Source organism: Pedobacter sp. AJM (assembly GCF_002197755.1).
Classification (GTDB): domain Bacteria; phylum Bacteroidota; class Bacteroidia; order Sphingobacteriales; family Sphingobacteriaceae; genus Pedobacter.
The window spans coordinates 18,132-43,898 of the sequence record NZ_NHOT01000006.1; the positions used below are offsets into that span (position 1 = coordinate 18,132).

Sequence of the window (25,767 nt, forward strand, 5' to 3'; positions counted from 1 at the left end):
ATTTTGTATTTATTTAATTACGATGTAATTATTCAAACTATTCTTTCAGCAATCCATCTATTTCAGCATTAAACTCCTTTACAAAATCGGTATAATATTGGCCGGTTGCTGGTCCGCTGTAACCCGTATGAATCTGAGCCACTTCTCCTTTTTTATTAATGATGATGGTGGTTGGGAAAGAGATGAAATTATTCAGGGCTGGTAAAGATTCAGATACTATTTTTTTATCGGGTGTGCCAGCAATTACCTGATCATATTGGATATCAAACTTATCCCTGAACCGGGTTAAGGCCTTCCGCACGTAGGCTGAATCCAGTTGTCTTTCATAATGAATGCCGATAACTTCAACGCCACGATGACGGTTTTCCTTGTACCAGGGTGCAATAAAAGAAGCCTCATCTACACAATTTGGGCACCAGGTACCTGTAATGGTAAGAATGACCACCTTATTTTTAAATTTCTCATCGCTGAGCGATACCTTTTTCCTGTTTACATCCGGAAAGGAGAAATCAAGTGTTTTGTATCCATCCTTTAAAAAGGTTAATTTATAGGCATCAGGTAAGGCCGCGTTTTGATTTTGTTTGCCTGTGAAGGGTGTATTTCCCCTGGCGCTCACCGTTTCTCCTGTTATGGTTCCGTCTTTTGAAAAACTTCCTTTGTAATAGGATGGACTAGAGCCAATAAAGCTGGATAAATAAAAATCATTGCCTTCCACTATTCCTTCCAGGTAACGTGAATCGCCCGTTACCCTTAAAAAAGTGCCGGTAATTTTATTACCAGTTTGTTTAAATAGTCCGACTGCATTTTCATCTTTTCCGGTAGGCGATTTAAAAGTGATATCATATTTGCCAGAGAAATCAGCTGCAGCATTTTTACCATTAGGTTTGAAACGATATGGATTCCCCCTGCTGGCATTTACGGCCAAAGGTTTACCGGAGCCACCTTGTTTCCTAAGCGTTCCAACCAGAGAATCACCTGTAATTTTGAAGGCAAGTTCATTGTCAAACTGATCCAACGCAACCAGAATGGAATCTGCAGTTTGTTTAACCACGCCACCATCAAAGCGTTCTTCACCATTCAAAAAGATCAAATGAGGCTTAGCATCGCTTTTGGTAATTTCAAAATTAAAGGGAACTTCAACCCCAGGTTTAATTTCAAACACACCCCGCCATTTGCCGTTCGGAACAAAGGATGTGGTTAATTTATGGGCAGTAGCTGATTGTTTTTTCTGTGTCTGTGCTTGTAAAGTCTGCGACAACATAAAAGCCGGTAGCAGAAATAGTAATGATTTTATATTCATGTGATATTTGAGATCTATTGATAACGAGACAAATGTAAGCATCATAAAAGCATGGAAAAAATATTTTCAATAAAATCTATAGAATTTGTAGTCATTATGATTTTTATATTATCTTTGCCGCAGTTATTTTAAAATGCTTATCAAGAAAGGTGGAGGGAATGGCCCTGTGAAACCTTAGCAACCAGCCTGAATTGGATATGGTGCTAATTCCATCCCGAAGTAATTTGGGTAAGTTAAGTCAGTTGAATGCAAAGTATTAATATTATATGAGAGCACTCCTGATTTTACGGGCGTGCTTTTTTTGTAAATCAGCTTCACCGGAAATGCTAAGTATAAGGTATATCGTTAAAAACAATTTGATGGAAAAAACTAACAAAAAACAATCTACTCAATCAGGGCATTTAAAAACCTTTTTAAGTCTTCGAATGCGTGAGGGTATTTGTTGCTGTATGAGGCTATAAATACCAAACCCAGTAATTTAAATCATTAAGTATTCACGTTTGTAAAAAATTCGCCGGTAAGCGAAGTGGAATTGCTTTGCCCTGATTTTTACATCCTTCATTCATCTCATTATTAATAAATTGATTATGTTCAAAAAAATTAAGCTGTTGGCAATCGTATGCTTGCTCTTGCTTTCGTCACTCGTGCATGCCCAAAACATCAGTATTTCCGGTACGGTTAAAAGTGCTTCAGGAGAAACATTGCCCGGAGTTTCAGTATTTGTTAAGGAAACCAAACAAGCCGTAACCACCAATAATAGTGGCGCATTCAGCATTACAATTAATGGAAAAGGTACATTGGTTTTCTCTTATATTGGTTTTACAACTAAGGAAGTGGTGGTTACCGAAAGTTCGAATGCATTAAATGTAACCTTAAGTGATGGGGAAAATGCATTAGATGAAGTGGTGGTAACGGCTTTAGGTATCACTAAACAGAAAAAATCGTTAGGTTATGCCGTTCAGGAATTAAAAGGGGAAAGTTTAACTGAAGCGCGGGAAACCAATCTGGTAAATGCACTTGCCGGTAAAGTAGCCGGGGTAAGGGTAACCAATAGCCAGGGTGATATGGGATCTTCCCGTGTGGTGATTAGAGGGGAAACTTCTATTGCCGGAAATAATCAGCCTCTTTTTGTTGTAGATGGGATTCCGGTAGATAATTCACAGCTTAATTCGGCGGGGGCGAGAGATTACGCCAATGCCATTTCAGATATTAACCCTAATGATATCGAATCCATCAGTGTGTTAAAAGGTCCCAATGCGGCCGCTTTATATGGTTCAAGGGCAGCAGCAGGTGTGATTATCATTAAAACAAAATCAGGAAAATCTAAAAAAGGTTTGGGTATTTCTTTAAACTCGAATGGCGTGATCGAAAGTATATTAACCTTACCAAAATATCAGGATGTATTCGGACAGGGATCGGAAGGTAAATTCAGCTATGTGGATGGAAAAGGTGCCGGCGTAAATGATGGGGTTGATGAAAGCTGGGGGCCCAGAATGGATGGCAGGTTGATTCCGCAGTTCTTTTCGAAAGGTGTAGCAGTGCCCTTTGTGGCCCATCCGGATAACGTAAGGGATTTCTTCCAAACAGGTTACTCCTTAACAAATGGTATTTCAATTGAGGATGCAGGAGAGAAATTCGATTACCGGTTATCTTATAACAACCTTAAGCAGGTCGGTATCGTACCCAATTCAGGTCAGGGTAAAAACTCATTCACCTTGAATACTACTTTGCGTTTAACACCTAAACTCACCATCACGGCAAATGCCAATTATAGTAAACTTAGTGCCGATAACCTGCCTGGAACGGGCGGATCAAGATCAACCAGTACCATGTTGCAGTTTGCGTGGTTTGGCAGACAGGTTGATATCAATCAATTGAAAAATTACCTGGATGAGAATGGCAATACTTTCAATTGGAACAACAGTTATTACAGCAATCCTTATTGGGTGGCTTATGAGAATACGGTGTCTCAAAACAGGAACCGTTTAATTGGAAGTATAGGTTTAAACTACGAAATTATTGACGGATTGAACTTCAATTTCCGTACAGGAACAGATTATTACAATGATCGCCGAAAAATTAAAATTGCCTACGGTACTAACGGAACGCCATTTGGATCATATACCGAAAGTGCCTTTACGGTAAATGAAAACAATACGGATGCGACATTAAATTATACCAAGCAATTAAATGATGATTTTAGCTTAGATGTGTTGCTTGGTGGTAATATCCGGACCAGTTATATCGAACAAAATGATCAAAGTGCACCCCGTTTGGCTGTTGCCGGATTGTATACGTTAAACAATTCCAGAGATCCCTTAACCTCATCTAATAATTACAGTAAGTTAAAGTCTTACAGTGGTTATGCATCCGGTCAGATTGGTTTTAGGAATTACCTTTTTGCCAATATTACGGCCCGTAATGATTGGTCATCCACCTTGCCCGCTCAAAACCGCTCCTACTTTTATCCGTCTTTCAACGGTAGTTTAGTGCTCACTGAAGCTTTTGATATCAAAAGCGAGGTGCTGGATTACGCAAAAGTACGTGGTGGCTGGTCTAAGGTAGGTAAGGACACCTCACCTTATCGTTTAACCAATACTTACAGTTTCTCTGCACCGTTTGGAGCAAGTCCGCAGCTTAGTCCGTCCGGAACAGATTTCGATCCGAATCTAAAATCTGAAACCACCACTTCATCAGAGCTAGGTGCCGAAGCTGTTTTGTTTAACAAGCGACTTCGTTTTGATATCAGTGTATATAATACGAACAGTTACAATCAGATTTTAAATGTAGATGTGAGTCCGAGTACAGGTTTCAGATCGAAAAATATAAATGCCGGAAAAATAAATAACAAGGGTATTGAAGTTCAGCTGGGTATTACGCCGGTGAAAAAACAATTTACCTGGGATATTGATATCAACTATGCGGCAAACAGAAGTAAGGTGGTGGAATTGGATCAGGAAGGTTTACTGCAAAATTATGTGGTGGCAACCAATTCTGCACAGGTAATTGCGACTGTTGGTCAACCTTACGGAACACTTTTTGGCAATGCTTTTTTAAGAGATGGGAATGGTAATATTTTGGTAAATGCTACAGGTGCACCACAAACCGACCCGACCAAAAGAGTTTTAGGGAAATATACACCGGATTGGATTGGCGGAATTTCAAATACTTTTAGCTACAAAAGCTTTAGTTTAGGCGTGTTGATCGACGCCAGTTTCGGTGGTTCTATTTATAACGGTACTTATTCTACAGGTACTTATACCGGTGTTTTAGCATCTACATTGCCTGGGAGAGGTGCAGAATTCGGCGGTATTTCTTATTACTACCCAGAAAATTTAAAGGCAAACGGCGCGGTTAGGTTAGCTAGTGGAGCAAATGCGCCGGCAGGAGCAACCGTTTATGATGACGGGATGATCTTTGATGGGGTAACCGCGGATGGCAAACCGAATGAAAAAATTCTCTCCGCACAAACTTATTACAAATCGTTCAGAACGATAGATGAGGCCAATATTTTTGATGCCTCTTATGTGAAACTTCGTGAAATTAAACTGAGCTACAATTTGCCTGCAAAATGGATCAAATCACTGAATTTGCAAGGTGTATCGGTTGCATTAGTGGGTAGAAATCTGGCAATCCTTCACCGCAATGTTGAAGATATTGATCCGGAAGTTGCTTTTAATACCGGTAACGGACAGGGTTTGGAGAGCCTCTCTAACCCAACCACACGTACTTACGGAATTAACCTGAACATCAAATTTTAATCTTTCCATCATGAAAAAAATATTATTATATAGCCTGATTTCTCTTTCTGTTTGCGCTACGTCCTGCAAGAAAGAACTGGATGAGACCAACATCAACCCCAATGTAACTGAAAATGCACAGCCTGATTATTTGTTAACTGCCGCCATCAAAAATACAGCTGACGCCTATTGGGGCACCACCAATAACATGAACTCCAGTCTCCTGTTTGTTCAGCATTGGGCAAAAGTACAGTATACGGAAGAAGATAGGTTTATTTATACCAACAGTAGCTTTACTACGCTATGGTCTACTTTATATTCAACCAGTATTAATGGTTTAAATAAAATTATAGAGATTGGAAATGCAACCAGTAATCCAAATTATACGGGTGTGGCATTAACTTTAAGATCCTGGTCATTTTTGTTGCTTACTGATGCTTATGGCGATATCCCATACAGTCAGGCAGGACAAATAAAAGAATTTATCACGCCAGTTTATGATAAACAAAAGGATGTTTATGACGGCCTGCTAAAAGATTTGAAAACAGCAAAAAATACCTTAGATCCTGCCGGAAAAGCGATTGCCGGAGATGTAATTTACAATGGCAATATTACCAGGTGGAAAAAACTGGCCAACTCACTCAGGTTACGGATTGCACTCCGGATAGCAGACCAGGAACCAGCGAAGGCGAAGCAGGTTTTAGACGATATTAAAAATGACGGTGATGCTTACATGAGTGAAAATGCAGATATTGCACAATTAATTTATCAGAGTTCACCACAACAAAACCCGGTGAGTGCATTGTTTGATACCAGGGATGATTACCGGATCAGCAAAACCATTGTAGATAAATTATTCAGTCTGAATGATCCCCGTTTACCTGTTTATGCCAGTAAAACGCAAACAGCTACAGCTGAAGAATATGTAGGGTTACCTAATGGTTTAACCAATTCAGAAGCCAGTGGTATTGGTTTTGCGAAAACCTCCAAACCAGGCACTTATTTTCTGGCGCCACAATCACCGGCAGTAATTTTTAGTTATGCAGAATTATTGTTCGATCGGGCAGAGGCAGCAGCAAGAGGTTTTACCGCAGAGAACGCGGCTGATTTATACCAGCAAGGGATTGTCGCTTCTTTAAAACAATTTGGCGTAGCTGATGCTTTAGTCGCCAGTTATGTAACACAGGCCGCAGTGCAATATGATGCGACAAATTATAAGAAATCAATCGGCGAACAAAAGTGGATTGCACTCTTCGGACAAGGTCTGGAAGCCTGGGCAGAAAGACGCAGGCTGGATTATCCTCAACTTACGCCATCAGTTAATACAGTGTTAAACGGACAAATTCCGGTACGCTTTATCTATCCCGGAACGGAGCAATCGCTCAATGGGCAGAGTTACAGGAATGCGGTAGCCAGTCAGGGAGCAGATTTGTTAACCACGAGATTATGGTTTGATGTGAAATAATCTTCATGCAAAATTTTGAAGCCGCTTTAGCAATCGTTAAAGCGGCTTTTTTGCGCAGTGTTCTTACTTTACTCATTTTGCTCAAACTAGTTTTTAAAGAGCCTTAAATAAAGGTCATATCTATAGTATAAAAACCGCGGTCACTAAATCTGTTACATCAAATTTCTTAAATTTATATGTACGATTGTTATCTTGTGCCCTTTCAAAATCTCAACATCATGAAAAAAATAATCTTTACACTGATTCTTTCTCCGTTTTTATTTATAGCTGCTTTTGCCCAAAATAAACCTGCTTTCTGGGATGATGTACAAACGATAAAAAAATATGACCAGATGTATAAACCTCCGGTGAAACCCATACTATTTGTAGGGAGTTCATCCATTCGTAAATGGGATGATCTCACCCAGGTTTTTGCCAAATACAATGTACTTAACCGTGGCATTGGCGGGGCGGTAACCAACGACATTACTTTCTATTTAAAGGATGTTGTTTTTCCATATCATCCCCGTCAAATTGTACTTTATGTAGGGGAGAACGATCTGTCAAATGAAAAGACTACACCCGATTCGGTTTTGAACAGAACCATCACCCTATATAAATCGATAAGGGCTACATTGCCCAATACACCCATATTGTACATCTCCATTAAACCCAGCCCTAGCAGAGCGGCATTCAAAGAAAAAGCAATCGCCGCTAATGCATTAATCAAAGCTTTTCTTTCCAAAGAATCCAATACCAAATTTATTGATGTGTACAGCTTAATGTTAACAAAAAAGGGCGATCTACGTCCGGAACTTTTTGTGGAAGATATGTTGCACATGAATGCTGCGGGATATGCCATCTGGAAAAAAGCAGTTGAACCACATTTATTGAAGAATTAAATTAATATGACGTTGGCTTTTTGATCGAATGACATTAGTTGAGTGATGGCCTTACGTCAGCACAATGCAGTGCGCCATTTTGATTAAATGTGTCTGCATTAATACATTCATCACATGGACATCATTACGTATTTCGTACATTTGAAACTTTATTTCAAAAGATTCCCGTATATATGTCGATAAAATTCTACCTGCCTATTTTCCTTTTGTTATTATTCAGTTCATCGGTTTCCGCTCAAAACAAATTTACTTTAAGCGGTACCATCCGTGATGCAAGTTCTGGCGAAACCTTAATTGGTGCTACCATTAAAATATCAGGGCCAGCCAATGCGGCTACACTAACCAACAACTATGGTTATTTTGCCTTAACACAAACCGAAGGAACGTACACCGTTACGGTGAGTTATACTGGTTTCATTCCCGTAACAAAAAGCATTACCCTCAATAAGGATACGAAACTGAATGAGGAATTGAAGAGTACCAATGATCTGGCCGAAGTAACGGTAAATGCCAATAACCGCAAAAATGAGAACGTCAAAAGTGCGCAGATGGGTCTGGAGCGGATCGATATGAAATCCTTAAACACTATTCCGGTTTTGTTGGGGGAAAAGGATGTTTTAAAAACCATTCAATTGCTGCCAGGTGTGAAATCAGGAGGCGAGGGAAATACAGGTTTTTATGTACGTGGTGGTGCGGCCGATCAAAATCTGATTATCCTGGATGAGGCAGTGGTTTACAACTCCTCGCATCTTTTGGGTTTCTTTTCTACCTTTAATGCCGATGCCATCAAGGATGTAAGTTTATACAAAGGTGGAATGCCCGCACAATATGGCGGCCGATTATCATCCGTTTTAGACGTTAAAATGGATGATGGCAATAATAAGGAATTTAGATTTCAGGGTGGAATAGGTTTAATCGCCTCCCGACTAAAAGCCGAAGGACCTATTGTAAAAGATAAAGGCTCATTCATGGTCAGTTTCAGGCGGACGTATATCGATCTTTTTTTACGTGCTTCACCTGATTCATCCATCAATGGAAGTACCCTGAACTTTTATGACATCAATGCCAAGGCGAATTATAAAATCAACGATAAAAACACCATTTATATTTCTGGCTATTTTGGTAAGGATAATATTGGTGTTAAAGATTTGTTTGAAAACAACTGGGGAAATGTAACCACCACTATTCGTTTAAATCATATTTTTAACGATCGCTTATTTTCCAATACTTCCCTCATTTACAACAATTATAACTACACCGTAAGGCTGCTGAATGATGTCACCAATTTTAAGGCTACTTCATTGGTGAGGGATTTTAATTTCAAGGAAGATTTTCAATATTTCAGTAATCAGCACACTTTCAGGTTTGGCTTAAACGCTACGCATCACCGCATTTCGCCCATTGATATCACGACAAGCAGTCAGGAATCGCAGGTGAATCCACTGGTACAAGAAAAACGTTATGGATTGGAAAGTGTCGTCTATGTATCAGATGAATGGGCGGTAAACGATAAGCTTAACTTTTTGTATGGAGTACGCCTGGCTGCTTTTTCATTGTTAGGTCCGGGTAATTTTAGCCAGTATGATAAGGAAGGAAATATCAACCAGACAGATCAGGTCGGTAGTGGGAAGTTTTATAAAAATTACCTCAATCTGGAACCTCGTTTTTCCATGAGTTATTTGTTCAACGAACGAAACTCTGTAAAAGCATCTTATAACCGAAATACACAAAATATCCATATTTTAACCAATGCCACATCGAGTTCACCCACTGATCAGTACGTGTTAAGCAGCAATAACATCAAACCCGAAATCGCAGATCAGGTAGCCCTGGGTTATTTTAAAAACCTCGATGAAAATAATTATGAACTGTCTGGTGAAGTGTATTACAAATGGATGCAGAATCAGATCGATTACAAGAATGCGGCGCAACTGCTGGCCAATTCAAATGTAGAGTCAGAATTGCTTTATGGAACGGGCCGGGCATATGGTTTGGAATTGTTCTTTAAAAAGAAATTCGGAAAGATCAATGGCTGGATTGGTTATACCTTATCAAAAACAGAACGGAAGTTTGCGGAACTGAATAACGGGAACTACTTCCCGGCCCGACAGGATCGCACGCATGATCTATCGGTAGTTGGTATCTATAACATGAATCAACGCTGGACTTTCTCTTCCAGCTTTATCTACAGCACCGGAAATGCCGTTACTTTTCCGGCAGGGAAGTATATCGTTGGCGGACAAACAGTATATTATTATACAGAAAGAAATGCTGGAAGAATGCCCTATAATATGCGCCTGGACTTAAGTGCCACGCTGGAAGGCAAACGCAGAGGCAGATTTCAATCCAGCTGGAACTTTGGTGTATATAATGCCCTGAACAGAAAAAATCCATATTCAATTGAGTTTATCAATGATCCGAATGAGCCAGGTAAAACCGCGGCAGAACAAACCTCTCTTTTTGGAATTATTCCTTCTGTAACCTGGAATTTTAAATTTTAACCCATGAAAAAATATTTAATATACTTGCTGATGACCACTATTGGTCTGGCATCCTGTAAAAAGATTATCCAGATTGATACCAACAATGCAGCACCACAGTTGGTTATTGAAGGGAAAATTTCAAACAGGTTAATCGAACAGCAGATTTTGATCAGTAAAACTGTGGGCTATGATGAGAAAGGGGTTTATCCCAAAGTATCAGGCGCTACAGTTAAAGTGAGTGATAACAATGGCAACACCTATGTTTTTACAGAGAAGGCGCCCGGTATTTATGTAAACCGTATGAGAGGTGTTGCTGGTATTACCTATAAAATGGATGTCACTGCTGAGGGTAAAAATTACCAGGCCAGTTCAAAAATGCCTAACCTTGTGAAGCTGGATTCTATTGGTGTGATAACCAATAACTTTTTTGGAAATGAGCGTAAAACGGCTGCTGCTTTTCTGGTAGATCCTGTAAATGAAACCAATTTTTACCACTTTAACCTGTATGTAAATGGCTTTTTTTCTGATCGGATTTATGTGAACAACGATCGCTTAACCAATGGCAATAACCTGCGGATTCAATTGTTTTATGAGGCAAATGATGATGACGATGAGGGTTTAAAAAGCGGCGATAATATTAGTGTAGAAATGGAAGGTATTGACGCCAATATTTTTAATTACTGGTACGCATTAAGCGAGCAATCTGGTGGAGGTCCGAATCAGGGGACAACACCTGCTAATCCAACATCTAATATTTCTAACGGAGCTTTAGGTTATTTTAGTGCCCATACTTTTCAAAGGTTAAGTACCACGGTAAAATAAAGATGCCGATTTTGGAATATTAAAACACCTTCAAATTTTCATTGTTTTGACTGTATGAAAGTATTTATAAGCGGTAACATTGCACAGATTGGTATAAAACAACTGGAAGAAAAAAACATAGAAATTACCCAATGGAAGGAGGATCGGCAGATTACTCCTGAAGAATTAATCGAGGCCTGTAAAGATCAGGATGCGTTAGTGAGTGTGGGCCCGAATAAAATTGATGCTAAATTTTTGAATGCTGTTAAACATTTAAAGGTTATTGCGCTTCACTCCGTAGGATTTGATCAGGTAGATGTAGCGGAGGCAAAAAAGTTAAATATTCACGTTGGCAATACACCTGGTGTTTTAAGCGGTGCTACGGCTTCTGCTGCTTTTTTATTAATGCTGGCCGTTTCCAGAAAAGCATTTTACCTGCATAAGAAAATTATAAATGGTAAGTGGCAGAATTACGAGCCTACGCCAGAATTAGGTATAGAGTTAAACGGAAAGACACTGGGCATTTTTGGATTGGGGAAAATCGGACTGGAAATGGCTAAAAAATGTGCAGGTGCTTTTCAGATGCCTGTTATTTACCACAATCGGTCTCGTAACGAAGCTGCAGAAAAAGAAATCGATGCAAAATATGTTTCCTTCGAAGAATTGCTGGCAAAAAGTGATGTCATTAGCGTTCATACTGCGCTGACGGATGAAACCAAAGATAAATTTTCGATGGATGTTTTCAAAAAAATGAAACCAAGCTCCATATTTATCAACACAGCGAGAGGTGGCATTCACAATGAAAAAGATTTAATCAAGGCATTGGAAGAAAAAATCATCTGGGGTGCGGGTTTAGATGTAACCAATCCTGAACCCATGGATAAAGATAACCCCTTATTAAATATGGATAATGCGGCTGTTTTGCCTCATATCGGCTCCGCAACGGAAGAAACACGTGATGCCATGGCGAAACTCATTGCTGAAAATGTTATTGCCGGATTGAATGGTGAGAAATTGCCGTATCCTGTTTGGTAAGTGATTTAAGTTTCCAGTGTATAAAATACGTTTACTTTTATCAGTAGTTACTCCGGATCAGTATAAAAATCTGTTGGAAACTTTGAATGACATGCCATTACCTCCCGCAGATTTAAGATGATAAGCGCAGAATAATGAAGCTGATACTTACTTATTTTTTTTAAGTGAGGTGTAAGAATCTGCGTGGATCTGCGAAATCCGCGGGAAACTCTGAATGACATGCTATTAACTCCCGTAGATTTAAATTGATAAGCGCAGAATAATGAAGTTGATGTCTACTTATTTTCTTTAAACGAGGTGTATGAATCTGCGTTGATCTGCGAAATCAGCGGGAAACTTTGAATCACACGCCATTAACTCCCGCAGATTTAAAATGATGAGCGCAGAATAATGAAGCTGATACTTACTTATTTTTTTTAAGTGAGGTGTAAGAATCTGCGTGGATCTGCGAAATCCGCGGGAAACTCTGAATGACATGCTATTAACTCCCGCAGATTTAAAATGATAAGCGCAGAATAATGAAGCTGCGTGGATCTGCGAAATCAGCGGGAACTACTAAACTATATAAATCAATTAAGACTCAGATACCATCAGTATCCGAGCCATTATAAAACCATATTACTACTATTTAACCGTATATCGTAATACCGATCTGCCTAAGTTTCCATTGGCGTCAATTCCTTCAATAATCACTTTATATTGCCCCTTTCCATCTGCATTATAAAATTCAAAAGAGGAATTTCCGGTAGCGTCTGTAATGATTTTTGGATTCCAGTAAATGGTGGTTCTTAAATCGGTTTTGTTCATATTAGCCGGAACATCATATTTAGGCGAATAGAATTGTTTCTCTTTATTATAACCTTGAGGTGAAAACGTCACTTCGTAGTTTTTAGGAAGCAAATCCAGCAATTGCGCTTTTGAGATTTTCGTTCCCTTCGGTGCTTTCTTCTGGTTAAATACAATTACTCCATTTACGTTATTTGCACGGTTTACTAAACCCAGCTCATCCCTTAAAAATACTTCAATAGATTCGATTTCATTTGGATTTAAAGTGTTAATCTGGTTCACATCAACACTCATTCCATTGATAAAAATTCCCATCGGAATCTTTTTACCGGCATTAAAGTCGCGGGTTACATAAAAGTTATTATCCTGATAGGTTACACCGGCAAGCATACCCTGCAAACAATTAATTAATAAAGCACAACCTTGTAAACGATCACCTGTTATTTCATGATCAGCCATTTGCGGAAGTCCGGTTAGGTTGGGGTAATCTTTATGGCTCACTTTCGGGGTAACAGCACCTTTAATGGTTACATCTTTTAGCGTGTGTAAATAAGAATACTGCTTTTTGCTGTTATCTAAATAAGTGGTCAGGGCACTATCAATGTTTAAAACCTCCTCTGCGGCACTGAAATTTCGGGTTAGGGTTGGTACAGGAGATCCGTTCAGGCTGATGGCCATGGCTTTATAATTGGGATTATATTTAGCCGTGATGGTTACTTTTGAAGAATCATTCAGCACTAAATTCTTAAACCTGAAATTTCCAACCGGATCTGTTATGCCTTCCAGGTTAAAACGTTTATCAGGAATGGTAAGCAATAACTGTCCTTTCCTCACCGGAATACCATTATTCATTCTTAATATTCCAGAAACTTCTATGCCCTGTTCTGGCATAAAGCTGATTTTTGGTAAGTTGCCTGCCAACACATCCGTGTACTTAAAACTGCGGTAACCTTGCGTAAGCAAGAGTACATCCAGGTCAGCATTCTTTTTAGCATCGGGTGCGTTAAAGTAATAATTAGGTTTTTCTACATACCCCTTAATATCACTGCTGAGTAATAGTCCGGTTAAAATGGTACTGGCAGCATCATCATTTGCCGGTACTTTTGTTTCGTCTACCACTGCCACAGAGAAATTTCCTTCAACAGGAGCACCATCTTTTTTAGCAGATACATTAACCTTTACTTTTTTCTTTACGCCATAAGCTGGGGTTGCAGTGGTTAAAGTGACAGCCATGTTATTTTTATGCTGAACAAATACCAATCGCTCACTTAGTGGCTTGCCTGCATCTGTAAATAAGGTGAACTGTGCAATGCCAGATGGAAACTTAGATTTCAAAATACTCGTACTATATTCTTTATTTGATAATGCCGTTTGCGCACCATAACAGATTACACCTTTACTTTGTGCTACCAGATATAGCTTTTTGCCCTGATTTTCATCGAAGAAAGCATCATTAGAAACAATTTTAACCTGAACGTTTTCAGCGTCCGTATTATCAACGGTTACTTTGATACCCTTTTCATTAACGGCCGGAAGGGGATAAGTCGCTGTAGTGCCATCCGTATAAGTTACCGTGGCTTTGTACGTTTTTCCATTTTCGGCCAGTAAATCAAAACTGCCCATCCCCAGGTGCTGGGCATTAAAAGTCGCGATTTGCTTGCCATCGCTATCGGTAACAGTTCCTTTAGCATTAATGCCTAATCCATCACTTTTAATGGCCTTGAAGGCGATTTTATTTACCAGTCCGGCAATGAGGTTTCCGCCTTCGGGAAAGAATTGAAAATCCTTACTTAAAATGGCATTGGCCAGGGTAAAGCTATTGCTTACTACATCTTTATCCGTGGTATTCAGGCTGGTGATTAATTCACCTTTTTTTAATTGATATTCGGCCTTTTGGTTGGCACTCATGGCAATTGTCAGGTAACCATTGGCATCAGTTGTACCCCTGCCTTTGGCAATCACCGTATAACTGGTTACTACCTGCCAGCTTACGTTTCTGTTGGCATAAGGCTTATTATTGGCATCTTTAAACTGCACACGGGCATCAATCTTTTCCTGTTTATCAGTAGAAGTGTTTTTATAGGTAATGTGGGTTTTAACTTCTTTATCAATCGCCTCACCTACATAGAAAGTTTTATTAAAATAAGCTGGGTTATCAAAGTTGAGCATCCACATGGTATAAGCCCTGATATGATAATTGCCTTGTTTATAATTCACCTGATCCAGAGGGAAATTTCCATTCGCCACACCGCCGGTAACAGGCAGTTTTATCGTTTGGATCAATGAATCTTTCTGGTTAATCACATCAACATAAATAATCTTACTGATTCCGGATAGCAAGTTTTGATTCTCGGTTACGTAAGCTTTAAACCAAACCGTATCTGCAATGGCATAATAAGGCTTATCAAAATGAAGATAGATTTTCTCTGACGGATAATCATTTAATGCTTTGTTGGTTTTGGCAATGAGGGTATTGATGCTAACTGTATCCGTTTGTGCTGATGAGGAAAAATGTATGGTAAATAGAAGGGTGAGGATTAAAAAGGATAGTCTAAAAATTTTCATGAATTGGAAATTAAATACTTAGGTTGTAAATATATCCAATTAAAAATAGAGCACCTAAATTGTATGCATCTTTAACACTTTTTTACATTATGTATTCAGAAAATTTACCGGAATTTCAATGTAAAAAAAACAAGCCGGCCAAAGCCAGCTTGTTCATTATACTGTTGGATATGGATTTTTTATTTGTATGCTATTACAAACTCATTTAAAGGCGTACGCACTTTTTTAAGATTCGCCAGCCAGTCGCCATTTTCATCTCTGTTCCCTAATGGTAATAAGGTTACGCTTTTTAAATGTTTTTCATTTAAGCCTAATAATTCATCCAGTTTTGAGGCATCAAAACCTTCCATAGGCGTATGGTCAACTTTTAATAAAGCGGCCTGGGCAATGGCAACACCAAAAGCCAGGTAGGCCTGTTTGGCTGCATGGTGAAAGTTTTCTTCTGCAGATCGGGATAATACCATGCCTTTTAACTGTGCTTTATAAGCATCTGTAGTATCTAAGGGCAAACCGCGTTCGGTATTCATTCTATCGAACACTTCATCAATTCCTTCTTCGGTATAATTTTCCTGGGCAGCAAAAACCAAAAGGTGAGAAGCAGCTACCACTTGCGATTGGTTATAAGCTATTGGCAAGATTTGTTCTTTTAATTCCTGGTTTGTGATGACAATAACCTTGAAAGGCTGTAAGCCTGAAGATGTTGGGGCCAACTGCGCAGCTTTTATAATTTGATCTACCTTATCTTGTTCTACAGGCTGACCATTCATTTTTTTAACGGCATAACGCCAGTTTAGTGCATCGATTAAGCTCATGGGTTATAAATTTTATCCAAATATCTGCAAAACAGTTACCTGGTATGTTGATGTATGATAAGAAAATAAATTCATGCAGGGCAAATAACTATTTCTTCTCTAGTGGTTGAGCGTTTAGTCTTAAATCACTTCTTACTGGGAAATGATCTGATAATTTTGCTTTTTCTATTTTATAGTTCAGCACTTCCAAGTTTTTGGAGGTGGCGATATAATCGATCTGAAAATTTGGAAATTTGCCATTGTAAGTGGTGCCGAAGCCCGAACCTTTTTTAATAAAAGCATTGTTAAGGTTTTGAGTAATCTGGGTCACTACATATGATGCAGGCGTATCGTTAAAATCTCCGGCAATCAGGTAAGGGGTTTTACAGTTTGCCATTTCTTTCTTCATTACGTCTACCTGACTGCTCCTTTTAAGAAAAGCACTTTTTAACATCCTTAAAATGCGTTTTGATGGCTGAATTTGTGTATTCATTTCTTTCACCTTATCAAGGTATTCATAATCCTGCTTTTCGAAAGAAATGGATTGGAAATGCACATTGTATACCCTTAAGTTTTGGCCTTTAACATCTAAATCAGTGTAGATGCTCATATTGCCGGGGAAGCCCTCCACAAATGGGATTTTACCGGAGGCTTTAATCGGGAATTTTGAAAAAATGGCTAAACCAATGGCTTCATAATCGTTTTTATTGGTCGGAACAAAAAAGAAATGGTTTGTTTTTAAAATCTTTTTCAGGCTGTCAATCGTATCGAAATCTCCTTTATAACGGGTATAAAATTCCTGGAAACAAATGATATCAGGATTTTGCTCTTTCACCACCTGGAGTATTTTTTCTTTTACTGATTCATCATTTTCACCACCATATAGTTTAAAATTATGAACATTATAGGTCATCATTCTAATGCTGTTATCCGCTTTTTCAATAGGGCCTTTATCTCCGCTAATGGAAAATGTTGCCCTTAAAGTTTTATAGCCATAGGCGATGACAACCACACTGGCCAATGCGAAAATCCATTTTTTACTCATGCACCACCAGGCGATAAAGATGATGTGAAGAAATAAAAAATATGGATAGGCTAAACCGAAAAAAGCAATAATAGGATGTTGACGCGGATCCATATTGCCCGCAACTGTTCCCAATATTAACCCTATAGCTAAAATGATCGCTATCGGAAATAATAGTTTATCCAGTAAATTATACTTTTTAGTCGACATTAATCTTTGCTTGCTTTGAATAATTTCTCTCTCTCTGTTGCAGTTAATTTATCATAGCCTGATGAAGATATTTTATCTAAAATTGCATCGATTTCTTGTTGTGATACATCTTTAAAGGCAGGTTTTTTAACGGGAGGTTTTTCATTTTTTACCACGCGTAATTTTGGTTTACGCTCAAATAATTTACTCCAGTCACGGCCACGCTGTAAACTTTTTATAAAGGCAAAGCCTAAAATCGCACCGCCGATATGGGCTAAATTTCCACCAGCATTTGCAGATGATAATCCAATAAATGAGATAAAGAAATAAACGATGGCAACCCATTTAATTTTTACTTCACCGATGAACATCATCATAATGGCATAATTGGGAACAAGCGTAGCGGTAGCCACAATGATGGCCATTACTGCTGCCGATGAACCAATAACCGTTTGCCCGATAATGCCTCCGGCGAAGGCCGGAAAAATATTTAACCCGGCAATATAAAGGAGGGCACCTGTAATTCCACCAGCCAGGTAAACAAAATGGAATTGCCTGCTTTTTAAGAAATTCATAAAGATATTCCCAAACCAGAATAGCCCAAGCATATTGAATAAAAGGTGCAGGAAACCATCATGGAAAAACATATAGGTAATTACTGTATAAAATCTGGTAGGAAGTGCAGAAATTGCTGCCGGAACACCAAAGTAATCCCTGATCCATTCGCTGATCATGAAGTCGCTTTTTGCCAGAAATAAGAATACAGAAAGAACAGCGGTAACCAGAAATATAATGGTATTTAAACCAATATATAAAAACAGCGGGTTGCCAGACTGAAATATTTTAAACTTTAAATCTCTAAAAGTATTATTCATAATAAGTGTAAAAATTGGTGTTTTTATCTTTCCATATCTTCACCAGTATGAAGCCGATTAAGGCCCCGCCCAAATGTGCATAATGTGCCACAGAATCACCTTCAAACTGACCCACGCCTAAAAACAATTCCACCAGAATATAAAAAGGAATAATATACTTTGCTTTTACGGGCACCGGAATGAACATAATCATGAGTTCCGCATTCGGATAAAGCATACCAAAGGCAACTAAAAGTCCGAAAATGGCACCTGATGCGCCTACCATTGGTGTGGTGTAAATATCAATTAATTTTGATAATTGCTGATTGTTTAAACCTTTTATATTGGCTTCAACCATGCTGGTGGCAAAATCAACTGAAACGGCACCCGGGTTAACAACAGCACCAGTTATCTGATAGGTTTCGAAGGCCTGCACGCCTAACTGCAAAGCAAGCGCACCAAGTCCGGTTATTAAATAAAAAATCAAGAATTTTTTAGCACCCCAACGTGCTTCCAATAGCGTACCGAAGGAATAAAGCGCAAACATGTTAAAGAAAATATGTGCCCAGCCACCATGCATAAACATGTAGGTAATGGGTTGCCATGGCCTGGCCATTGGTGAATCAAAGTAAAAAGCACCAAGACTAAAGCCCAATCTGATTCCTTTGGTTTCGAAATATAAGGTAGCCAGAAAGAATAATATATTGATGATCAGCAGGTTTTTAACTACTGGTGGAATATGTATGTTGTTCATTTATTGTTTTCTTCTATCGTTTTTCGTTTTTTGTTGATCGCCTATTGTTTAGGGTTTAGGTTGTCAAGCTTTTAGCTTTCAACTTTTTACTTTCCTCACTTCTCAAATTTTTTATCCAGTTCTGCTAATGTAATCGTTTGGATAACTGGTTTTCCGCTCACGCTAAAGTTAGGCGTTTTACAGGCAAAAAGTTCATCAATCAGCGTATTCATTTCCTCCTGCGCTAAAGCTGTACCTGCTTTTATGGCACTGTTTTTAGCCAGACTCCTTGCCAGGCGATCGCGCTTACTTAACTTTAATTCTTGCTGGGTGTTTTTAAAACCTTCAATTAATTGTTCAAAAAGTTGCGTTTCATTAATGCTGCTGCTTCCCAGGTCTACGGGAACACCCTCTACCACCAACGTATTTTTACCGAATTCCCGTACATCGAAGCCTAAACTTTTTATATCATCCAGTAAACTTTTAGCCAGTTCGAAATCATTGGCGTTTAAAGTAATGGTTTGGGGAAACAAACTTTGCTGCGATGCACCTTTGCGGTCATCCAGATGTATGAGAAAACGTTCATACAGGATTCGTTCATGTGCCATCTGCTGATCAATCACCATTAAGCCTGATTTAATCTGCGACACAATATAGCGGTTATGCAATTGCATGTACTGCTTTTTTGATGTTTCAATTTCGTGACTGTCTTCTGCGTAAATGGATGTTTGTTCAACAACAGGTTGGTCAGTAATCTCATATAAGGAACCCCAGTTTTTGGCACTGGGTTTTGCATCGTAATTTCTGGGCGAGGAGGAATAACCGGAGGTTGAACTGCTATCACTGGCAAAGGGATTAAAATCCGGGTTAAAGTTGATACTTGGTGGAACAATATCTTCCACGGCCTTTTGCGTGATCATATTACTGAAGCCTGTTTCCTGGTCAAAATCTAACGTGGGTGCAATGTTATACCGACCGATGGAACGTTTTACAGCCGATTTTAAAATCGCATAAATGGATTTTTCATCCAGGTATTTGATTTCCGTTTTGGTTGGGTGAACGTTGACATCAATTTTTGCAGGATCAATTTCGATAAACAACACGTAAAGCGGATAACTGTCATCAGGTAAAAGATCTTCAAAGGCAGAACTAACGGCGTGATTAAGGTATGGATCTTTTATAAAACGGTTGTTCACGAAAAAGAACTGCTCTCCCCTCGTTTTCTTAGCGAAGGCAGGTTTACCGATATATCCTTTTAAATTTATGATGGTTGTTTCCTCTTCAACAGGAACCAGTCGTTCATTGTAATTATTGCCAAAAAGATGTACAATCCGCTGCTTCAAATTACCTTTAGGAAGGTTGAAAATCTCTGTTCCATCGTGGTGCAAACTAAAAAATACAGCAGGATGTGCCAATGCCACACGTTGAAATTCATCAATGATATGGCGCATTTCTACCGGATTGCTTTTTAAAAAGTTTCTCCGGGCAGGCGTATTAAAAAACAGATTTTTAATAGAAATTTGAGTGCCCGCTGCTGTAGCAACCGGTTCCTGTGCAATGACCTGTGCGCCTTCAATGGAAATACAGGTGCCAATCTCATCTTCATGCCTGCGGGTTTTCATTTCCACCTGTGCAATCGCGGCGATGGAGGCCATGGCTTCACCACGAAAACCCATGGTGCGAATGGCAAATAAATCTTCTGCCTTTTTTACCTTCGAAGTGGCATGGCGTTCAAAGCACATGCGTGCATCCGTTACACTCATCCCACAACCATTATCTACGATCTGTATCAGTGCTTTACCAGCATCCTTAATCACCAGTTGTATTTTATCTGCACCGGCATCAATAGCATTTTCAAGCAATTCTTTTACCGCCGAAGCTGGCCTTTGAACAACTTCTCCGGCAGCAATCTGGTTGGCAACAGCATCGGGCAATAAGTGAATAATATCAGTCATGTAATATGGCAATGTGAATGGGCTAAATTATAGAAAATAAGCTTAATGAAACGGATTTGTTTAAAACTCAACATGTAAATGACGGATATTGGGGTGGTAAAAATGGATTAAAATATAATTGTTGTGAATTAGTAATTTCTTTATAAAGCATTATTAACCTGAGCAAATGAAATTAAAACTGTCCCTTTGCTCATCCTTGAAAATAAGAGGTGGAATAAACTGAACTTTGGTATAATGTAAGTTCACCTTTTAGCGAGATACAAAGATCTCTCCACTGCGGTCGAGAGGACGACGCTATTGGTAGGAGAAATATTTTTTCATAGGCCTTTCTCTTCCAAGGCGAAAGGTGCCTATAGACGGATAGGGGCTCTTATTTTATTCCGCTACAAAGTAGATTTTTAAAAGTCAAATCACTACAATTTTCTATCTTTAGCCGTATGAAACGAAATAAATTAGTGGTTCTGGCTGCTGTAAGTTTTTTTAATATTCTCTGTTTAATGGCTTGTGCACAAGATCATACCAACAACGAAAGGAAGCTTTCCATTGCTAATAGTATTGCTAAAACCATCGTGGTATTAAATAATCAGGATTTGGTTATTCCCTTAAAATCGCTGGAAAAAAAGACTATTGCTTCGGTCAGCTTAGGTTTTGCCTACAGTATGGTTTTTGATAGTCTGTCTAATAAATATGATAAGGTAACTTCTTTTTCTGCAGCGAATTATCAAGATAGTGTTAACCTGAATGATCTGGAAGATGACCTGAAATACTATAACACCGTATTGGTTTCTATTGATGATCAACACCTCACTAATACCAGGTATATTAATTTTATCAATAGCATCAGCAAAACAAAAAAAGTAATTATAGCTTTTTTTGGTAACGGGCCGGGTTTAAAAACCTTTGATGCCTTGCAATCGCCAATTGTTTTTACTGCACAAAATAATGCAGATGCTGCGGCTTTGGTTCCGCAATATATTTTTGGTGGCATTGCGGCAGAGAATAAACTCACCACTACTTTTTCAGCACGTTATACCTTGGGTTCTGGCTTTATAACTGCTAAAACAAGGTTGAAATACACGGTTCCAGAAGATGCCGGACTAAATTCAAATGGTTTAAGTGAAATTGATGCCATTGCGGCTGAAGCCATCAGCCAGAAAGCTACACCAGGTTTGGTTGTTTTAGTCGCCAAAGATGGTAAGGTAATTTTCAATAAGGCCTATGGAACACATACTTATGATACCACAGTACCTGATCAGGTTACTGATATTTTTGATTTAGCTTCAGTGACTAAAATTGCCGCTACTACCCCTGCTGTAATGCGTTTAGTTGAAGAAGGAAAACTGAAACTAGATACCACTATTGGTACCTATATTGCCAAAGCCCGTACTTCTCCAATGAACAATATTCAGGTGAGGGAAGTGATGCTGCACCAGGCAGGTTTTATTCCATATATTCCTTTTCATGATTATGTAAAAACCGGCGATTACAGCAGAGATTCATCTGCCGCTTTTCCTACTAAAGTGGCGGATCAGTATTACATTAAGAAAGGTTTCTTTAAAGATTTTATGTGGCCAAAAATGCTCAATTCGCCCATCAGAACACGTGGTAAATATGTATACAGCGATATCAGCATGTATGTGATGAAAGATATTGTAGAGCACATCAGTGAGGAACCATTAAATCAGTATGCTTACGAGCAGTTTTATAAACCTCTTGGCATGCAAACTGCAGGGTTTTTACCGAGAAACAGATTCAGTAAGGATCAGATCATCCCAACAGAACAAGATACTTATTTCAGAAAAACATTGTTGGTAGGTTATGTTCATGATCAGGGTGCAGCCTTGGCGGGAGGTGTTTCAGGCCATGCAGGCTTATTTGCCAGCGCAAATGATCTGGCTATCATGTACCAAATGCTTTTAAACCGCGGGACTTATGGCGGAACGGAATATTTTAAACCCCAAACGGTAGATATGTTTACCGCAAAGCAATCTAATGTAAGCCGTCGTGGTTTAGGTTTCGATCGCTGGGATCCGGATAGCACCAAACATTATCCTTCTAATTTAGCATCGCCGCAAACTTATGGTCATACCGGTTATACCGGAACCTGCGTGTGGGTAGATCCATCTCGGGGTTTAGTCTATATTTTCTTATCAAACCGGGTGAACCCAACAGTGACGGATAAATTATCAAATCTTAAAATTAGAGGCAGAATACAGGATGTGGTGAATAAGGCGATTGACGACTCGAAAAAATAAAGCTAAAAAGTTGTCAACTCTAAATAGTCAATTGGCTAGAAAGTTGGCAACTTTAAATAAGTTTTATCATAAAGTGTTTTACACTTAAAATCTACCTTATAAAGTTAAGCTTAACTTATAAACAGTTGTATTTAGCTCCGCTGTATCACGGTCTTCACATAGCAAAAATTCAAGCCGGTCTTTTTCCTGTTTAAATAAGGCAATCCCTTCAAACTTATGCTGACCTGGAATTTTATAACTAAAGCTGAGTTTTAAGTTTTGTAAATCAATGCTTCCGATAAAGCTTCCCAGAATCTCACCATCATGATAAGTTGATTGAGTATCTTCAGCAGTAGCAATGAAAAAAATATTCTTTCCTACCTGTATCGCATCGGTAAAGGAAGATTCTACATGGTTGATATGAGGCAATTGAACCGGACTAAATTTAATCTCGCTCACAACTGTTAAATCATTCCCCATTAAGGTAAATATTCCGTTTTTTCCTTCCTGACCATTTCCCCTGTTAAATAGCAACCACTGCTTGCCGGTAAAAATAGCACCTTCAATATTAAAATTCTTAAGGTCAATCCCGGCCACTTGCCGCATCTTTTCATAGGTTTTATTTACATTTTGAGCCTTAATTTTCTTAGTATTTAAATCGTATACAATTAGGCGGTTCCGGTTTAGTGTAGAGCCAGAACCCAAAATATAAAGTGTGTTTTCAGAATGACAGAGCACCTCAAAATCTGGTTTCAGGGATTTCGGAATGTTTTCTTTCCGGATAAGGGTCTGATCGAATAAAATCTGAATCTTTTCCAATCTATTGCTGCTCAGGTCGTATTGATTTAAAAAGGCACTATTATCACCTACAATATATAGCTGTTCGGCATTTGAAAATATACCGGAAGCAGAGCCAATACCTTTTATCTGTCTGAAAATTTCTAATTGAATGGAATACATATTTTAAGGTAAACAAAAAAGCATCGATTTTAGCCGATGCTTTTATATTATTTAACTCCGGACTATGGACTTCCGACTCCGGACTTCCAACGCCAAACTATTTCTTCAAACCAATCTCTCTCAATCTTTCATCAAGGTACTCACCGGCAGTCATGTCGCTGTAAGCTTTTGGATGTTCAGCATCAATGGTAGATGATAAACTGGTTAAATCCATGTCGCTACGTGGGTGCAGGAAGAATGGTACCGAGAAACGGGATGTTTTCATTAATTCACGAGGTGGATTAACCACTCTGTGGGTAGTAGATTTTAATTTATTATTGGTTAAACGCTGCAGCATATCGCCAACATTTACCACAATATCGGTATGGTGCGCCTTAATCGGTAACCACTCATTGCTTCGGGTTAAAACCTCTAAACCATCGGCACTTGCACCAATCAATAAAGTAATCAAATTAATGTCTTCATGTGCACCTGCACGAACAGCATCATCAGGAATAACTTCAGGGTTTTCAATAGGGAAGTAATGAATACCTCTCAAAATGGAGTTGCCATTGTGAACATGTTGATCAAAATAGTTTACGGGCAATTCAAGATAGGTTGCAATTGCACGTAAAAGATGTGTTCCATTTTCTTCCAGTTTCTTGTAAATATCGCCCGTAACCTGGTTAAATTCTGGCAGCTCTTCTAAAACTTCATTGTCGGGATATTGCTCCTTTACCGGATCGCCATCCGTCACTTCCTGTCCAATCTGCCAGAACTCTTTTAAATCCGGCGTTTTGGCACCCTTTGCTGTTTCCTTGCCTGCGCTCGTATATCCACGTTGACCAGCAAGCTCTGGTTTCTCATATTTCTTTTTAATATCTAAAGGCAAAGCAAAAGCAGCACGGATGTTTTCATACAGCTTGTCAATTAATTCCTGGCTTAGACCATGGTTGGTAATGGTTACAAAACCCGAATCGTTGAAGGCCCTGCCCAACTCATCAGAAAATTTTTTACGTTCTTCTTCAGTTCCATTGATATAAGAACCCAAATCCAAACAGGGAATATACGGTGTAGACATGATTTTAAATTTAATGTTTACGAATTTAGAAAAGAATTGTTAATAAGTGTCTTTAAGGTAAATAAGATGGAGCTAAAAAATTAATGATCAGATTTTTAAGTTATTAACATAAACACAAGAAAAGACAAAATGTTGGGTTTGTCATGAAAAATCCATTATTGTTTAATCTTAAACCATGATGGGTTTTATTTCGTAATATTAATAACAAGGATATTTTAGCTGAAAGTTTCGAATGTATCAGATAAAGTATTTAGTATCCTGAAATAAACACACAAAGCACATGAAAAAAATAATTTTAATTCTATTGTCTGTCTTAGCCTTAAATCAGGCCAATGCACAAGGGAAAAAAACAGAAAAGGCAACCTTTGGAATGGGTTGTTTCTGGTGTACTGAAGCCATCTTTCAGCGTTTAAAAGGAGTTACTGCCGTAAAATCAGGTTATGAAGGTGGGCAATTAGCTAATCCAACTTACGAAGAAGTTTGTACAGGTAATACGGGTCATGCTGAAGTTTTACAGGTTACTTACAACCCGATGGAAATTTCTTACGATGAATTATTGGAAGTTTTCTGGAAAAGCCATGATCCAACTACTTTAAACCGTCAGGGTGCAGATTCCGGAACACAATACCGTTCAGTGATTTTTTACCATACACCAGAACAAAAAGCCCTGGCTGAAAAGTATAAGGCAGAATTAAACAAAACAAATGCCTATGGTAAAAAAGTAGTAACAGCCATAGAAGCAGCAAAGCCATTTTATGTTGCGGAAAGCTATCATCAAAATTATTTTAACAAAAACGGCAATGAAGCCTATTGCAGATTAGTTATTCAACCTAAAATTGAAAAACTGGAAAAAATCTTTAAATCGAAATTGAAGAAATAACGAATAATCTAGAGTTCCTGACCGTGATTGG

Annotated in this window: 17 protein-coding genes and 1 riboswitch; of the genes, 8 read left to right on the forward strand and 9 right to left on the reverse strand. The window is 38.7% G+C overall.

The window, feature by feature from the left end:
• Window positions 1–37: 37 nt before the first annotated feature.
• A complete protein-coding gene (locus CBW18_RS13390; RefSeq protein ID WP_172406530.1) occupies window positions 38–1,300 on the reverse strand; it encodes a peroxiredoxin in 1,263 nt (420 codons plus the stop codon).
• A gap of 134 nt (window positions 1,301–1,434) precedes the next feature.
• Window positions 1,435–1,540: riboswitch (SAM riboswitch) on the forward strand.
• A 347-nt stretch (window positions 1,541–1,887) separates the two neighbouring features.
• Between CBW18_RS13390 and CBW18_RS13395 the strand changes: the two genes are divergently transcribed.
• The 6 genes from CBW18_RS13395 (at window position 1,888) to CBW18_RS13420 (ending at window position 11,705) form a co-directional block, all read left to right on the forward strand.
• Window positions 1,888–5,061 (forward strand): SusC/RagA family TonB-linked outer membrane protein, encoded by a 3,174-nt coding sequence (locus CBW18_RS13395; RefSeq protein WP_088301854.1) that lies wholly within the window; start codon window positions 1,888–1,890, stop codon window positions 5,059–5,061.
• Window positions 5,062–5,071: 10 nt separating this feature from the next.
• On the forward strand, window positions 5,072–6,505 hold the full coding sequence (locus CBW18_RS13400) for a SusD/RagB family nutrient-binding outer membrane lipoprotein (protein WP_088301855.1): 1,434 nt from the start codon (window positions 5,072–5,074) through the stop codon (window positions 6,503–6,505).
• A 218-nt stretch (window positions 6,506–6,723) separates the two neighbouring features.
• The gene (locus tag CBW18_RS13405) at window positions 6,724–7,386 is read left to right on the forward strand and encodes a GDSL-type esterase/lipase family protein (RefSeq protein ID WP_088301856.1); all 663 of its coding nucleotides are present in this window, start codon (window positions 6,724–6,726) and stop codon (window positions 7,384–7,386) included.
• A 173-nt stretch (window positions 7,387–7,559) separates the two neighbouring features.
• Window positions 7,560–9,887 carry a TonB-dependent receptor gene (locus CBW18_RS13410; protein WP_088301857.1) on the forward strand — a complete coding sequence of 776 codons (2,328 nt, stop codon included), beginning with the start codon at window positions 7,560–7,562 and terminating at the stop codon, window positions 9,885–9,887.
• Between the two features lie 3 nt (window positions 9,888–9,890).
• Entirely contained in the window at window positions 9,891–10,691 is an 801-nt protein-coding gene (locus CBW18_RS13415; protein ID WP_088301858.1) for a DUF4249 domain-containing protein, read from the forward strand.
• A 54-nt stretch (window positions 10,692–10,745) separates the two neighbouring features.
• Window positions 10,746–11,705, forward strand: a complete 960-nt coding sequence (locus tag CBW18_RS13420) for a D-glycerate dehydrogenase (protein WP_088301859.1) — start codon at window positions 10,746–10,748, stop codon at window positions 11,703–11,705.
• A 624-nt stretch (window positions 11,706–12,329) separates the two neighbouring features.
• Here the strand turns inward: CBW18_RS13420 and CBW18_RS13425 are convergent.
• From CBW18_RS13425 to mutL, 6 genes are all read right to left on the reverse strand, one after another.
• Window positions 12,330–15,056: a carboxypeptidase regulatory-like domain-containing protein gene (locus tag CBW18_RS13425; protein WP_253249034.1), complete on the reverse strand. Its 2,727-nt coding sequence runs from the start codon at window positions 15,054–15,056 to the stop codon at window positions 12,330–12,332.
• Window positions 15,057–15,235: 179 nt separating this feature from the next.
• Window positions 15,236–15,868 carry a nitroreductase family protein gene (locus CBW18_RS13430; RefSeq protein ID WP_088301860.1) on the reverse strand — a complete coding sequence of 211 codons (633 nt, stop codon included), beginning with the start codon at window positions 15,866–15,868 and terminating at the stop codon, window positions 15,236–15,238.
• A gap of 88 nt (window positions 15,869–15,956) precedes the next feature.
• The gene (locus CBW18_RS13435; RefSeq protein WP_088301861.1) at window positions 15,957–17,081 is read right to left on the reverse strand and encodes an endonuclease/exonuclease/phosphatase family protein; all 1,125 of its coding nucleotides are present in this window, start codon (window positions 17,079–17,081) and stop codon (window positions 15,957–15,959) included.
• Window positions 17,081–17,935, reverse strand: a complete 855-nt coding sequence (locus CBW18_RS13440; protein WP_088301862.1) for a rhomboid family intramembrane serine protease — start codon at window positions 17,933–17,935, stop codon at window positions 17,081–17,083. The genes CBW18_RS13435 and CBW18_RS13440 overlap by 1 nt, the downstream gene beginning before the upstream one ends.
• The gene (locus tag CBW18_RS13445) at window positions 17,928–18,668 is read right to left on the reverse strand and encodes a rhomboid family intramembrane serine protease (RefSeq protein WP_088301863.1); all 741 of its coding nucleotides are present in this window, start codon (window positions 18,666–18,668) and stop codon (window positions 17,928–17,930) included. Before CBW18_RS13445 ends, CBW18_RS13440 begins: the two co-directional genes overlap by 8 nt.
• 95 nt (window positions 18,669–18,763) lie before the next feature.
• Window positions 18,764–20,602, reverse strand: coding sequence for a DNA mismatch repair endonuclease MutL (mutL, locus tag CBW18_RS13450; RefSeq protein ID WP_088301864.1), 1,839 nt, complete (start codon window positions 20,600–20,602; stop codon window positions 18,764–18,766).
• 437 nt (window positions 20,603–21,039) lie between these two features.
• Here mutL and CBW18_RS13455 point away from each other — a divergent pair, with 437 nt between their 5' ends.
• Complete coding sequence (locus CBW18_RS13455; protein ID WP_088301865.1) at window positions 21,040–22,857, forward strand: serine hydrolase; 1,818 nt, start codon at window positions 21,040–21,042, stop codon at window positions 22,855–22,857.
• 96 nt (window positions 22,858–22,953) lie between these two features.
• On the opposite strand, the gene CBW18_RS13460 is transcribed toward CBW18_RS13455, so the two are convergent.
• Both CBW18_RS13460 and CBW18_RS13465 read right to left on the reverse strand, forming a co-directional pair.
• On the reverse strand, window positions 22,954–23,796 hold the full coding sequence (locus tag CBW18_RS13460; RefSeq protein WP_088301866.1) for a hypothetical protein: 843 nt from the start codon (window positions 23,794–23,796) through the stop codon (window positions 22,954–22,956).
• Window positions 23,797–23,893: 97 nt separating this feature from the next.
• Window positions 23,894–24,856 carry an isopenicillin N synthase family oxygenase gene (locus CBW18_RS13465; RefSeq protein ID WP_088301867.1) on the reverse strand — a complete coding sequence of 321 codons (963 nt, stop codon included), beginning with the start codon at window positions 24,854–24,856 and terminating at the stop codon, window positions 23,894–23,896.
• A 280-nt stretch (window positions 24,857–25,136) separates the two neighbouring features.
• On the opposite strand from CBW18_RS13465, the gene msrA reads away from it, so the two are divergent.
• Window positions 25,137–25,736 (forward strand): peptide-methionine (S)-S-oxide reductase MsrA, encoded by a 600-nt coding sequence (msrA, locus tag CBW18_RS13470; RefSeq protein WP_088301868.1) that lies wholly within the window; start codon window positions 25,137–25,139, stop codon window positions 25,734–25,736.
• Window positions 25,737–25,767 lie beyond the last annotated feature (31 nt).